Source organism: Magnetospirillum fulvum MGU-K5 (assembly GCF_000442515.1).
In the GTDB taxonomy this organism is placed as follows: Bacteria; Pseudomonadota; Alphaproteobacteria; order Rhodospirillales; family Magnetospirillaceae; genus Phaeospirillum; species Phaeospirillum fulvum_B.
Window position 1 is genome coordinate 30502 of sequence record NZ_AQPH01000012.1, and the last position, 13365, is coordinate 43866.

A 13365-nucleotide genomic window follows, 5' to 3' on the forward strand; every position below is an offset into this window, starting at 1 on the left:
GGAAACGGCGTTTCAAGATTTTTCCACCCGTTTATGCTGCGTAATTGTAATTTTTGTTCCCCTGCTGCGCCGGAGGTTCCGCCCCCCATGCCCTCGTCTGTCCCGCCGTTCGATGCCGCCATCGTTTTGGGGGCCAGCGTCGCTCTCGATGGCGGTCCCAGCCCGGCTTTGGCGCGTCGGGTTGCCTGTGCTATCGATCTGGCGGTTTCGGGACACGTCGCGGCCGTGCTGATGAGCGGGGGGCCGGTTCGCCATCCCCGCCCCGAGGCGGAGGTGATGCGCGATCTGGCGTTGGCGGCCGGGCTGGCACCCGAGCGGATTTTCGTCGAGGCAGCATCGCGCAACACCATCGGCAATGCCGTCGGGTGCCATCCGATCGTCGCGGCCCAGGGCTGGCGGCGGCTTTTGCTGGTGACCGACCCGCATCATCTGCCGCGCGCGCTCTATACCTTTCGCCGCCTCGGTCTGCCCGTTTCCGGGGTGGCGGCGCGGCGGCCGGAACAGTCTGGGTTGGAGTGGTGGCTGGGTTGGGGACGCGAGATGCTGGCGTTCCCCTGGGCGATGATCCGAGTCGAACGTCTGCGGCTTATGTCGGTTCTGGCGCACTCAGCCGGGGGCGCGGGCGATCACATACAGCCAGTCGGGGTGAGCCCGCCCGGTCCGGGCTTCGTCGATGGTCCAGGTGAAAAATCCCGCCCTGCGCAGCGCTGAATCCAGCGGTTCCGGCTCCCAATAGCAAAAGAAGCGGGGGGCGCCGACTTTGGCGCTGGACCAGGATTCGCCCTCGCCACGCTTCAGGCTGAAGGCAAAGCGCCCGCCCGGAGCCAGCGCCCGCAGCATCTTGCCCAGGACAGAGGCGAACTCGTCCCGGGTGAAGTGCAGCAACACCGCATTGGCAAAGATCAAATCGTAGGACGAATTTAAATCGTCGGTCAGCGCGTTGAACAGCCGCGCGTTGTGCCCCGCGGCCTGAAGGCAGGCGACGAACTCCGGCACCGCGTCGGTACATTCGAGGGCGAAGCCGTGAGATTCGATATAGGCGGCATCGCGGCCGAACGCGCTGCCCAGTTCCAGGAGCCGGGCCGTATCGGGCAGCCCGGCAAGGGCGGCATCGATCCAGTCCTGCGTCGCCCCGGAAACACTCTGCGCCGTGCCATCGATATAATCCTGAACATGGTCGCGGTAGGTGCGCAGGGTCGCGTCGTTGCTGTCGCTCTCCTTAATTCCGCCAGTCGCCATGTTTTCCCCCCAGTCCGTTGGTCAGAGACCGGCGTTCGCTGCGGCGGCGCAGCGGACTGAGAAGGCGGCCGCTCCAGCTTGAGGAATGCGACTTGGACTGGGTCTGCCAGTCCTTACGCGTTTCCTTGATCAGCATCTTGCCGTCATGGTTGGCGGAAAGGGTCAGGGTGCGCTGGTGATAGGCTTCGAGATCGGCATGGAAGCCGACGGTGACGATCGTCGCTTCGCGGAACTCGTCGATCAGCAATTGCATCAGGCGGCGTTCGCCTTCGGGGTCCAGCGCATCGGTCGCTTCCTGCATCACGATCCAGCGCGGCCGGTGCAGCAACAGGCGGGCGAAGCCCAGACGCTGCTGCTCTCCGGCGGTCAGGGCCTGATCCCAACTGTTGTGCTGGCGCAGACGCTCGGTCAGATGGGCCAGTCCGACCCGGACCAGGGCGTCGCGCATCGCTCCTTCGGCAAAGCTGTCCGACGTCGAGGGATAGGCCAGCACGCCGCGCAGCGAGCCGATCGGCATGTAGGGGCGTTGCGGCAGGAAGAACAAGGTCGCGTCGCAGGGCAGGCTGACCGTGCCCTTGCCCCATGGCCACAACCCGGCGACGACTTTGAACAGCTTGACCGCCGCGCCGGGATCGCCGCCGATCAGCACCCGTTCGCCCGGCGCGATCTCGGCCGAGAAGCCTTCGATTACAATCCGCCCGTCGGCGTCGGCGATGGTCAGATCGTGGAAGCACAGCGTCGGGATGTTCGACCGTTCAACGATCACCGCATGGGCGTCGGGCCGGGTGGAATCGTCGCGCAGGGCCTGGAGGGCGTCGTTCAGCGACAGCACCCGCTCGACCGAGGCGCGCCACTCCGCCACCTTCTGCATGTTATCGACCGGCCAGGACAAGGCCGAGGTCAGTTGCTGGAACGCCAGGGCCGATTGCATCGTCTGGCCCAGCGAGATCGTTCCGGCGATATAGCGCGGTGCCGCGATCAAAATCGGAAAGGCGGTCGAAAACACCGCATAGCCCGAGGTGAACAGGAATAGACGGGTCAGGCCGGCGGTCTGGCGCCGCCAGGCTCCCTCGATGCCGCGAAACAGTTCCGAAAACCGGCGGCGCTCGCCCACTTCGCCATGGACCAGGGCGATCGCTTCGGAATTTTCCCGGGCGCGGACCAGTCCGAAGCGAAAATTGGCTTCGGCGGTCTGGCGGCGGTCGGTGGCACGGATCAAAGGCTGTCCCATCCACAATGCCAGTGACGACGCTACCGAAGCATAGGCCAGGGCAACCCAGACCATAAAGCCGGGAATGGGGATCGTGGTCTCGCCCAGGGTGATGCTGATCCCCTCGGACAGCGTCCATAGGATGTTGATGAAGCTGAACAGCAGCAGGCCGCAATAGACCAGCGAATGGGCCAGATCGACGGCGGATTCGGTACAGGTGCGGATGTCTTCGGCGATACGGCCATCGGGATTGTCGTGATTGCCGGGCAGATGGATCAGTTGATAATGGTGGCCCATCGCCATCCAATTATCCTGCAACCGCCGGGTCAGCCAGCGCCGCCAGCCCAGTTGCAGTTGGCGTTTCAAGCGCAGATGCAGACCGGTCACGGTCATGCTGGCAATCAGGATCACGACGATCTGGGCGATCAGGGCATAGAACTGGTGGATCGAGCGCTGTTCCAGCGCATCGAACAAGCGGGCATTCCACAGATTGATCTGGATCGGAATGATCACCTGACAGACCGTCAGGACCGCAAACAGCGTCAGCCGCCAGCGGATCTTCCACTTTTCCTCGGATCGCCAGTACGGACCGGCCAGTTGGAGAAACCGGCTGAAGAATGTGCGCAGAGGTACCGATACTGTCTCAGTTCCCTCGGCCTTGCCGTCACTGGTCCCGTCCGTGTCCATCGGTTCTTTCCCGATCCCCCGATCCGCAAAGGATCATCGCCCAGGGAATCACTTAACTCTGTTTAAGGGGGCGCGTGAAGGGGGATATCAGGAGAAATCGCGAACTTTACAACGGTCGCCCCAAACGCCCGGCGAGGTCCTGAATAAACTGCCATGCCACCCGGCCTGAGCGGGCGCCGCGCGTCACCGTCCATTCGTTGGCGGCGCGGTGCAATTCGACGGTCTCAATCGGCAAGCGATAGCGGGCGACATAGCCCTCGATGATCGACAGATAGGTATCCTGATCGAGGTGGTGGAAGCCCAGCCACAGGCCGAAGCGGTCGGACAGCGAGACCTTTTCCTCGATCGCCTCGCCCGGATTGATCGCGGTGGCGCGTTCATTGTCGATCATGTCGCGCGCCATCAGGTGGCGGCGGTTCGATGTGGCATAAAACACGACATTGGCCGGGCGTCCCTCGATGCCGCCTTCCAGCACCGCCTTCAGCGACTTATAGGCGTCGTCCTGCTGGTCGAATGACAAATCGTCGCAGAACAGGATGAAGCGCCGGTCGCTTTCCTTCAGCAGGCGCAGGCAGCGGGGCAGGGTGGGAATGTCTTCGCGGTGGATTTCGACCAGGGCCAGCGCCTTGGGGCTTTCGGCATTGATTGTCGCATGAACCGCCTTGACCAGCGAGGATTTGCCGGTGCCGCGCGCCCCCCACAACAGGGCATTGTTGGCCGGAAGCCCGCGGGCGAAGCGGCGGGTATTGTCGAGCAATTGCTCGCGCTGGGATTCGATCCCGCGCAACAGCTCGATCTCGACCCGGTTGACGGTGGTGATCGGGTCGAACCTGTCGGGATCGGCATACCACACGAAGGCGTCGGCGACCGACAGATCCGCCTTCGCCAGCGGCTTGGGCGACAGCCGGTCAAGGGCCTGGGCGATGGAATTCAGGGCCTCAATGGCGGCAATGAAGTTCATGGGGCGAATCCGGGACAGACTGGACGAGATGCGGGGGCGAAGCCTACCACCCTCAGCCATTCTGGCAAGTCATCAGGCGAAGACATTGGTGTGACGCAAGATCGAGATTACTCCTGTGGCTTGCCTTTCCCTTCGACCAGAATCTTCAAAACCACGGTGACCAGGGCCAGCAAGGTCAGAACCGAGGCGGCGGCAAAGGCACCCGAGCCGTCATAATCGTGATACAGCAGATCAATATGCAGCGGTAAGGTATTGGTTTCACCGCGAATATGGCCTGACACCACCGAGACTGCGCCGAACTCACCCAGCGCCCGGGCGGCACACAGGATCAGGCCATAGAACAACGCCCATTTGATATTGGGCAGGGTTACCGCCAGAAAGGTCCACCAGCCTCCCGCACCGAGAACCTGGGCCGCTTCCTCTTCCTCGGTGCCCTGAAGCCGCATCAGCGGGATCAGTTCGCGGGCGATGAACGGGCTGGTGACGAACAGAGTGGCGATGACGATGCCGGGCACGGCGAACATCACCTTGAGGTCGAGCGTTTCCAGCACTCCGCCCAGTAATCCTGAACTGCCATAGACCATCAGGCAGGCGACACCGGCGACAATCGGCGACATCGAGAAGGGAAGTTCGACCAGACTGACCAGCCACTTCTTGCCCTGCCAGCGGAACTTGGTGACGGCCCAGGCCACCGACAATCCATAGATCGCGTTGATCGGCACCACCACCGCGACGGTGAACAGTGACAGCCACAAGGCCTGAACCGTGTCGGGCGAAGAGACGGTGTGCCACCACGCTTCCCACCCCCTGGCGAAGGCGTGGGCAAAGATCACCGCCAGCGGCACCGCCAGCAGCAAAACGCCCAATCCCACCGCCAGTCCGATCAGAACCAGACGTCCCCAGCCTTTGGACTGGACATGGCGGTGATGCGAAACGGCCATCGAGGGAATCATCGTCGTCAGCCCCGTTCCAGATAGCGTTGTTGCCACGCCTGAAGCGCATTGGCGGCGACCATCACCAGGAACGAGGCCGCCAGGATCACCGTGGCGATCGCGGCGGCGGCGGCGTAATCGTATTCTTCGAGACGGATATAGATCAGCAAAGCGGCGATCTCGGTTTCGAACGGACGGTTTCCGGCAATGAAGATCACCGCGCCGAATTCACCCAGACAGCGGGCGAAGGCCAGGGTCGATCCGGCGATCAAAGCGGGCAGGATCACCGGCAGGATGATCCGGCCAAACACCTGTCGCTCGCTGGCCCCCAGAATCCGCGCCGCTTCCTCGATGTCGGTTTCCAATTCCTCGATCACCGGCTGCACCGTGCGGACCACGAACGGTAGGCTGGTGAACGCCATCGCGACGGCGATGCCCAGTTGGGCATGGGCAATCTTGATCCCATAGGGCACCAGCACCTGCCCGAACCAGCCGTTGGAGGCGAAGATCGCGGTCAGTGCGACACCGGCGACGGCGGTGGGCAGGGCGAAGGGCAGGTCGATCAGAGCGTCGAGCAGGCGGCGGCCGGGGAGTCGTACCGAGCCAGCACCCAGGCGAGCAGCAGGCCCGCCAGGGCATTGAAGATCACCGCCTCGACCGCCGACAGCAGGGTCACCCGATAGCTGGCCAGGGCGCGCGGCCCGGTGGTGGCGGCGATGAAATCGTGGGCCGACATCCCCCCGGCGTGCAACAACAGGGCTCCGATCGGCAGCAGGACGATCAGGCCGAGATAGGTGACCGCCAGCCCCAGCGACAGCGAGAAGCCGGGAAGAATTCCCCGTCCAGAGCTCATTTCTTCTCGAACACCTGATCGAGAATGCCGCCCTCGGCAAAGTGAATTTTGCGGATGTTATCCCAGCCGCCGAACAGCTCGACGGTGTAGAGACGGACATTCGGGAATTGCGCCTTGTACTTCTCGGCGATCTTGGGGTTGCTCACCCGGTTATAGTTCTTGGCCAGGATGTCCTGGGCCTCGTCGGAATAGAGGTAGCCGAGATAGGCCGAGGCGATTTTGCGCGATCCGCGCTTTTCGGCGACCTTGTCGACCACCGCCACCGGGAATTCGGCCAACAGACTGACCGGCGGAATCACCACCTCGACCTTGTCGGTGCCGTATTCTTTCTGTATTCCCTTGACCTCGGCTTCGAAGCTGATCAGCACGTCGCCGGTCTCGCGTTCAACAAAGGTGGTGGTGGCTCCGCGTCCCCCGGTGTCGAACACCGGCACGTTGGCGAGCAGGCGGCGGATGAAATCCTTGGCCTGAACCTGATCGCCGCCGAATTTTTCCAGCGCGAAGGCATAAGCGGCCAGATAGGTATAACGCGCATTGCCCGAGGTCTTGGGATTGGGGAACACGACCTTGACATCGGAGCGGACCAGATCGTCCCAGCTCTTGATGTTCTTGGGGTTGCCCTTGCGCACCAGGAAGGCGGGCAGGGAATAAAACGGCGATGCGGAATTGGGGTAGGCCTGCTGCCAATCGGCGCGGACAAAGCCCTTGTCGGCGAGGACCTGAACGTCGGTGACCTGATTGAAGGTCACCACGTCGGCCGGGAGTCCTTCGAGGATCGATCGGGCCTGTTTCGACGAGCCGCCATGCGACTGCTTCACCTCAATTGATTGTCCGGTGTCCTTGCGCCACTTGGCCTGGAACGCCGGGTTGATCTGGGCGAACAGCTCGCGCGAGATATCGTAAGAGACGTTCAGGATATCTGCCGGGACCTTGTCTTCGGCCTGCGCCGCTCCTGTTCCCAGCGACAGGGTGAGAATCAGGGCGGCGGCGAGCGTCCGTGTCTTCATCGCAATTTCTCCATGAGGTCGGGGGCCAGCATACGGGGATGGAGAAATTTAACTCAACAAAAATGTTTGATCATAATTAACAACAGTTTTCAGATGTAAATCTGAGCGCGAAGCGTTTGCCCAATCTGGCCGCGTCGGTGGTGGGTGAGGGGGGGGAGTCCCGATTGCGTGCCGGAAGACGCGGGCGAGGCGGTCTGGTTCCGCGGGTATCCTTTGGATGGAAACGGTTCTAGGATGGCGCGGAAAGGAGCGCGATCAATGACGATGTCCGGTGAGGTGCTGTTCGAATTCCGCCGGGTCGGTGCGCTGGTGAAGGTCACCGCCTTTCACGTTCCCTCCTTGACCGAAATCTCGATCTCGGGTCCGGCCAGTGCCGGTGAGGCGATGTTGCGGACTCAGGCGCTGCGACGGCTGGAATACGTTCTGGCGAAAAAAGCGGCGGAGAAATCATAAAAAAACCCGGAGGCTTGCGCGGCTCCGGGTTTTTCGTGGTGGGGGAAAAATCGCTCTAACGACGTCCACGGCGGGGCGGCGGAGTCTCGTCGACCGGATCGGCGGCCTTGCGGCCCAGACCGATCTTCTTGGCGAAATCGGACCGCTGGGCGGCGTAATTGGGGGCAACCATCGGGTAATCGGGGGGAAGACCCCATTTGGCCCGATATTCGTCCGGCGTGATGTTGTAGGTGGTGCGAAGATGCCGCTTCAGCATCTTCAGCTTCTTACCGTCTTCAAGGCAGATGATGTAATCGGGCGTCACCGACCGCTTGATCGCGATGGCGGGCTTGGGCGTCTCAGGCTTTATCTCGGGCTGGCCGCCATCAAGAGAGGATAGCGAGCCATAAACGGTATTGATGAGGTCAGGCAATTGTCCAGCAGGCACCGGGTTCTTGCCGACATAGGCAGCGACCACGTCGACTGCCATACGGAGCAGATCGTCGCGATTGGTCTTTTCCTGGCTTGTGTCACTCATCTTTTTATCCGACCAGATATCGTTGGTACGTTGGAATCAATGAATGCATGTTGGACCATCCTTGTCAATTCGAAACTGTTTGACGCGAGTAACGAATTCTTGTGACATTCGTCTCAATCAGTAATCGCGATCGCCCCTGACTGCGAATTGGTCAGACACACTGTCCGGTTCGGACTTAACTATTAAGGCGGAAGTAAGGCGGATTTCCTTCGTGGCAATTCCCGGAGCGCCAGCCCCCATTCCCACGCATTCCCCAGCGGCTGGTGGCGCATTGGCAAAACGTTGCGACATATGGTATCTACCCCAATCCATAGGATTGTCAGGATCGAGTCGATGACCCAGCGCACCCTCGCTCTCGCTTCGGACCATGGCGGTGTTGAGTTGAAGACGCTGCTTGCGGCCGATCTGCCCAGTCTTGGCTGGCGCGGTCTCGACCTCGGCACCGACGGTTCCGCCTCGGTCGATTATCCCGATTTCGCGTTGAAACTGGCTCTGGCCCTGAAAACGGGCGAGGCCGATCTCGGTCTCTTGATCTGTGGCTCGGGCATCGGGATCTCGATTGCCGCCAACCGCCACGCCCATATCCGCGCCGCCTTGGTCCATGACGGGTACGGCGCGAAGATGTGCCGTCAGCACAATGACGCCAACGTTCTGGTGCTGGGTGGACGCACGATCGGCCCCGAAGTCGCCCGCGACTGTCTGAAGATTTTCCTGGAGACACCGTTCGAAGGCGGCCGTCATGCCCGCCGGGTGGCGAAACTGTCCGAATACGGCGAAAAATAGTCTCCGCGATTCCGTTCGTTCCCGTGTTCAAACCTCCTTCTGCTCGAAAGAGATCCGATGTCCAGCCTTTCCCCCTCCGCTTTCTTTTCCGCTTCTCTGGCCAGCCGCGATCCCGATATCGCCGCCGCCGTCGCTCACGAGCTTGAGCGTCAGCAGGGCCAGATCGAACTGATCGCCTCGGAAAACATCGTTTCCCGGGCCGTGCTTGAGGCTCAGGGCACCGTCCTGACCAACAAGTACGCCGAAGGCTATCCCGGCAAGCGGTATTACGGCGGCTGTGAGTTCGTCGATGTCGTCGAGCGTCTGGCGATCGAACGCGCCTGTGCTCTGTTCGGCTGCACCTATGCCAACGTCCAGCCCAATTCCGGCTCGCAGGCCAATCAGGGCGTGTTCATGGCTCTGACCCAGCCGGGCGATACCATCATGGGAATGTCGCTGGATGCCGGCGGTCACCTCACCCACGGCGCCGGTCCCAACCAGTCGGGCAAGTGGTTCAAGGCGGTGCAGTACGGCGTGCGCCAGCAGGACGCCCAGATCGATTATTCCGAGGTCGAGGCGCTGGCCCGCACCCATCGCCCCAAGCTGATCATCGCCGGTGGTTCGGCCTATCCGCGTGAGATCGACTTCGCCCGCTTCCGCGCCATCGCCGACGAGGTCGGGGCCTATTTCATGGTCGATATGGCTCACTTCGCCGGTCTGGTTGCCGGTGGCGTCTATCCGAACCCGCTGCCCCACGCCCACGTCGTCACCACCACCACCCACAAGACCCTGCGCGGTCCGCGTGGCGGCATGATCCTGTCCAACGATGCCGATCTGGGCAAGAAGATCAATTCGGCGATCTTCCCGGGCATCCAGGGCGGCCCGTTGATGCATGTGATCGCCGGTAAGGCGGTTGCGTTCGGCGAGGCGCTGACCCCCGAGTTCAAGCTGTACGCCCGTCAGGTTGTCGACAATGCCCGCGTGCTGGCCGACACCCTGGTTCGTCGTGGCCTCGATATCGTTTCTGGCGGCACCGATTCGCACCTGATGCTGGTCGATCTGCGTCCGAAGAAGCTGACCGGCAAGGCGGCCGAGGCCAGCCTGGAGCGGGCGGGGATGACCTGCAACAAGAACGGCATTCCCTTCGACCCGGAAAAGCCGACGATCACCTCCGGTGTGCGGCTCGGTACCCCGGCGGCGACCACCCGTGGGTTCGGCGTCGAGGAATTCCGTCAGGTCGGCGAATTGATCGGCGACGTGCTCGACGGTCTGGTGCAGAACCCCGACAACAACGCGGAAGCCGAGGCCCGTGCCCGTGCCGAAGTGACCGCGCTGTGCCGCCGTTTCCCGATCTACAGCTAATCTGTCCTGACTTCGGGCGGGGGCCGTCCGGTCCCCGCCCCGCCTTGCGCGGAGAATCCCATGCGTTGCCCGTTTTGTGGACACGACGATACTCAGGTAAAGGATTCCCGCCCAACCGAGGATAATTCGGCGATTCGCCGCCGCCGGTCCTGTCCGGCCTGCGGGTCGCGCTTCACCACCTTCGAGCGGGTGCAGATCCGCGATCTGGTGGTGGTGAAAAAGGATGGCGACCGGGTTCCTTTCGATCGCGACAAGCTGCTGCGCTCGATCGGAATCGCGTTGCGCAAGCGTCCGGTCGAAGAAGATCAGATCGAGCGGATCGTCAACGGCATCCACCGCCGCCTGGAAAGCATCGGCGAGAACGAAGTCCCCTCCAAATTCATCGGCGAACTGGTGATGGAGGTGCTGATGGACCTCGACAAGGTCGCCTATGTCCGTTACGCCTCGGTGTACCGCAATTTCCGCGAAGCCAAGGACTTCGAGGAATTCCTGGGGAAGATGATTGGCCCACCCGCCGACTGAGCCCAATCGGGCCGAGACCGATCGTGCCCATATGCGTGCCGCGCTGGCCCTGGCCCGGCGCGGTCTCGGCGAAGTATGGCCCAACCCTGCCGTCGGCTGCGTCATTGTCGCTGCCGGGCGTGTCGTCGGACGCGGCTGTACCGCCGCCGGGGGACGCCCCCATGCCGAAACCGAGGCGCTGGCAATGGCGGGCGACGCGGCGCGCGGCGCCACCGCTTATGTCACCCTGGAACCCTGTGCTCATCATGGCAAGACCCCGCCCTGTGCCGAGGCGCTGATCGCGGCCGGGATCGTCCGGGTGGTGTCGGCCCTGCGCGATCCCGATCCCCGCGTGTCGGGTCGTGGCGTCGAGATCCTGCGCCGCGCCGGAGTGAGTGTGGTCGAAGGCGTGCTGGAGGCCGAGGCTCGCGATCTCAATGCCGGGTTCCTGTCCCGGATCGAGCAGGGGCGGCCGCTGGTGACGCTTAAGCTGGCCAGCACATTGGACGGCCGCATCGCCACCCATACCGGCGAAAGCCGCTGGATCACCGGCCCCGCCGCCCGCGCCCATGCCCATCTTCTGCGGGCCGAGAACGACGCGGTGATGATCGGCAGCGGGACCGCGCTTGCCGACGATCCCGAACTGACCTGCCGTCTGCCCGGCTTGGGCGCGCGCTCTCCGGTGCGGATCGTGTTCGATGGCCGCCTGCGGATGCCGCTGACTCATCGTCTTGCCGCCACCGCCGAAGATATCCCCACCTGGGTGGTGACCCTGGCCGGAGGCGACCGCAACCGCGCTCGGGCTTTTGCCGCCGCCGGGATCGAGTTGTTCGAATGCCCGCCCGGCCCCGATGGCGCGGTCGATCCGGTCGCGGCGCTGACGGCGCTGGGCTCGGCCGGGTTGACCCGGATCCTGGTGGAGGGTGGCGCTCACCTGGCCGCCGCGCTGCTCCGGGCCGATCTGGTTGACCGCTTGATCTGGTTCCGAGCCGCCCGGATGATCGGTGGCGACGGTCTGGCCGCCCTGGTCGGCTTTGGCATTGACCGCCTGTCGCAAACGCCGCGTTTTGGCCGGGTTGATATCAGCACGGTCGGCGACGACGTGATGGAAACCTATTCCCGCATCTAACAGAGGACGGACCCATGTTCACCGGCATCGTCACCGCGCTTGGCGAGGTGAAGCGGGTGGTTCGCGGCGAGGGCCGCGAGACCCGTTTCGAGATTTCCAGCGGCTTTGATCCCGCAGGCATCGCCATCGGCGCTTCGATCGCTCATAACGGCGTCTGTCTGACCGTGGTCGAAACCGGACCGGGCTGGCATGCCGTCGAGGTTTCGGGGGAAACTCTGTCGAAGACCACCCTGGGCGGCTGGGTCACCGGCAGCCGGGTCAATCTCGAACGTTCGCTGCGGATGGGCGACGAAATGGGCGGCCACATCGTGTCGGGCCATGTCGACGGCGTTGCCCGTGTCGCCGAGATGCGCCCGGACGGCCAGTCGATGCGCTTTGTGTTCGAGACCCCGGCGGCGCTGTCGCATTTCGTCGCGCCCAAGGGGTCGGTGGCGCTCGATGGCGTCTCGCTGACCGTCAACGAGGTTGAAGGCGACCGCTTCGGGGTCAATATCATCCCGCATACCCAATCCGTGACCACCTTTGGCCTGTACCGGCCCGGGGATACGGTCAATCTGGAAATCGACATGCTTGCGCGCTATGTTGCGCGCCTGCTGCAAAGGGAATAGCTCCGTGGTTTCGGCATATAGAGATTATCTGTCGAGCATCGAGGACATTGTCGAGGATGCTCGGCAAGGCCGGATGTTCATTCTGATCGATGATGAGGATCGCGAGAACGAAGGCGATCTGATCATTCCGGCGCAATTCGCCACCGCCGATTCGATCAATTTCATGGTGAAGCATTGCCGTGGGCTGGTCTGTCTGGCGATGACGCGCGAGCGGATCGACCATCTCGGCCTCAAGCTGATGAATTCGGACAACCGCTCGCGGCTTCAGACCGCCTTCACCGTCTCGATCGAGGCGCGCGACGGGGTCACCACCGGCATTTCCGCCGCCGACCGCGCCCGCACCATCGAGGTGGCGATCGATCCGGCGCTGGGGGCGGGCGACATCGTTTCCCCCGGCCACATCTTCCCGCTGGTGGCGCGCGAGGGTGGCGTTCTGGTCCGCGCCGGGCATACCGAGGCGGCGGTCGATATCTCGCGTCTGGCCGGGCTGAACCCCGCCGGGGTGATCTGCGAGATCATGAACGACGACGGCACGATGGCGCGTCTGCCCGATCTGGTGCAGTTCGCTCAGTTCCACGGCGTGCGGATCGGCACCATCGCCGACCTGATTTCCTATCGCCGCCGGAATGAACGCACCGTCGAGCGGTCGCTCGAATCCCCGTTCCACTCGACCTGGGGCGGCGACTGGCGGATGCTGGTTTACGTCAACACCGTCGATTACGCCGAACATATCGCCCTGGTCAAAGGCGACATCGTTCCCGACCGTCCGGTGATGGTGCGGGTCCATGCCGTCAACGTGCTGGACGACGTGCTGGGAGACCAGGGGTCGGGCAAGGCAGGCGAGCTTCATTCCGCAATGGAAATGATTGCGGCGCACGGCAGCGGCGCGGTGGTTCTGGTGCGCGAGCCGCGCCCGAACAGCCTGTCCGAGCGGATTCGCGCTCAGCTTGAAGGCCGCCAGCCCGCGCCGGAATTGCGCGATTACGGCGTTGGCGCTCAGATCCTGCTCGACCTTGGCGTCCACGAAATGATTCTGCTGTCCAACACCCGCCGCTGCATCGTCGGGCTGGACGGATACGGCCTGAAGGTGGTCGAACAGCGGCCGATCTCGATCGGCTGAGGATAGCCGACCGAGGCTAACGAC

The 13365-nt window shown here is 63.2% G+C and carries 16 protein-coding genes; 8 read left to right on the forward strand and 8 right to left on the reverse strand.

What is annotated here, in order from left to right:
- The first annotated feature begins 87 nt into the window (after positions 1 to 87).
- Complete coding sequence (locus K678_RS05100; RefSeq protein WP_021131389.1) at positions 88 to 711, forward strand: YdcF family protein; 624 nt, start codon at positions 88 to 90, stop codon at positions 709 to 711.
- Here K678_RS05100 and K678_RS05105 read toward each other — a convergent pair.
- From K678_RS05105 to cysP, 7 genes are all read right to left on the reverse strand, one after another.
- Positions 607 to 1239 (reverse strand): class I SAM-dependent DNA methyltransferase, encoded by a 633-nt coding sequence (locus tag K678_RS05105; protein ID WP_021131390.1) that lies wholly within the window; start codon positions 1237 to 1239, stop codon positions 607 to 609. The genes K678_RS05100 and K678_RS05105 overlap by 105 nt on opposite strands.
- Positions 1220 to 3136 carry an ABC transporter ATP-binding protein/permease gene (locus tag K678_RS05110; protein WP_021131391.1) on the reverse strand — a complete coding sequence of 639 codons (1917 nt, stop codon included), beginning with the start codon at positions 3134 to 3136 and terminating at the stop codon, positions 1220 to 1222. The genes K678_RS05105 and K678_RS05110 overlap by 20 nt, the downstream gene beginning before the upstream one ends.
- A gap of 106 nt (positions 3137 to 3242) precedes the next feature.
- Positions 3243 to 4097: an ATP-binding protein gene (locus K678_RS05115; protein ID WP_021131392.1), complete on the reverse strand. Its 855-nt coding sequence runs from the start codon at positions 4095 to 4097 to the stop codon at positions 3243 to 3245.
- A gap of 107 nt (positions 4098 to 4204) precedes the next feature.
- Complete coding sequence (gene cysW, locus K678_RS05120) at positions 4205 to 5050, reverse strand: sulfate ABC transporter permease subunit CysW (RefSeq protein ID WP_021131393.1); 846 nt, start codon at positions 5048 to 5050, stop codon at positions 4205 to 4207.
- 5 nt (positions 5051 to 5055) lie between these two features.
- Positions 5056 to 5643: a sulfate ABC transporter permease subunit CysT gene (gene cysT / locus K678_RS05125; RefSeq protein ID WP_414532713.1), complete on the reverse strand. Its 588-nt coding sequence runs from the start codon at positions 5641 to 5643 to the stop codon at positions 5056 to 5058.
- On the reverse strand, positions 5592 to 5882 hold the full coding sequence (locus K678_RS19925) for an ABC transporter permease (RefSeq protein WP_021131395.1): 291 nt from the start codon (positions 5880 to 5882) through the stop codon (positions 5592 to 5594). The genes cysT and K678_RS19925 overlap by 52 nt, the downstream gene beginning before the upstream one ends.
- Positions 5879 to 6889, reverse strand: a complete 1011-nt coding sequence (cysP, locus tag K678_RS05130; protein ID WP_021131396.1) for a thiosulfate ABC transporter substrate-binding protein CysP — start codon at positions 6887 to 6889, stop codon at positions 5879 to 5881. The genes K678_RS19925 and cysP overlap by 4 nt, the downstream gene beginning before the upstream one ends.
- Positions 6890 to 7147: 258 nt before the next feature.
- Between cysP and K678_RS05135 the strand changes: the two genes are divergently transcribed.
- Entirely contained in the window at positions 7148 to 7342 is a 195-nt protein-coding gene (locus tag K678_RS05135; RefSeq protein WP_021131397.1) for a DUF6898 family protein, read from the forward strand.
- Positions 7343 to 7397: 55 nt separating this feature from the next.
- On the opposite strand, the gene K678_RS05140 is transcribed toward K678_RS05135, so the two are convergent.
- Complete coding sequence (locus K678_RS05140) at positions 7398 to 7859, reverse strand: Ros/MucR family transcriptional regulator (RefSeq protein ID WP_021131398.1); 462 nt, start codon at positions 7857 to 7859, stop codon at positions 7398 to 7400.
- Between the two features lie 333 nt (positions 7860 to 8192).
- On the opposite strand from K678_RS05140, the gene rpiB reads away from it, so the two are divergent.
- Genes rpiB through ribB form a run of 6 tightly spaced genes read left to right on the forward strand, consistent with a single transcriptional unit; the run spans position 8193 to position 13341 of the window.
- The gene (gene rpiB / locus K678_RS05145; protein WP_021131399.1) at positions 8193 to 8642 is read left to right on the forward strand and encodes a ribose 5-phosphate isomerase B; all 450 of its coding nucleotides are present in this window, start codon (positions 8193 to 8195) and stop codon (positions 8640 to 8642) included.
- 57 nt (positions 8643 to 8699) lie between these two features.
- A complete protein-coding gene (gene glyA / locus K678_RS05150; protein ID WP_021131400.1) occupies positions 8700 to 9983 on the forward strand; it encodes a serine hydroxymethyltransferase in 1284 nt (427 codons plus the stop codon).
- A 60-nt stretch (positions 9984 to 10043) separates the two neighbouring features.
- Positions 10044 to 10505 (forward strand): transcriptional regulator NrdR, encoded by a 462-nt coding sequence (gene nrdR / locus K678_RS05155; RefSeq protein ID WP_021131401.1) that lies wholly within the window; start codon positions 10044 to 10046, stop codon positions 10503 to 10505.
- Positions 10486 to 11613, forward strand: coding sequence for a bifunctional diaminohydroxyphosphoribosylaminopyrimidine deaminase/5-amino-6-(5-phosphoribosylamino)uracil reductase RibD (gene ribD, locus K678_RS05160; protein ID WP_021131402.1), 1128 nt, complete (start codon positions 10486 to 10488; stop codon positions 11611 to 11613). Before nrdR ends, ribD begins: the two co-directional genes overlap by 20 nt.
- Before the next feature lie 14 nt (positions 11614 to 11627).
- Positions 11628 to 12221, forward strand: a complete 594-nt coding sequence (locus K678_RS05165) for a riboflavin synthase (protein WP_021131403.1) — start codon at positions 11628 to 11630, stop codon at positions 12219 to 12221.
- Positions 12193 to 13341 carry a 3,4-dihydroxy-2-butanone-4-phosphate synthase gene (gene ribB, locus K678_RS05170; RefSeq protein WP_051185836.1) on the forward strand — a complete coding sequence of 383 codons (1149 nt, stop codon included), beginning with the start codon at positions 12193 to 12195 and terminating at the stop codon, positions 13339 to 13341. The genes K678_RS05165 and ribB overlap by 29 nt, the downstream gene beginning before the upstream one ends.
- Positions 13342 to 13365 lie beyond the last annotated feature (24 nt).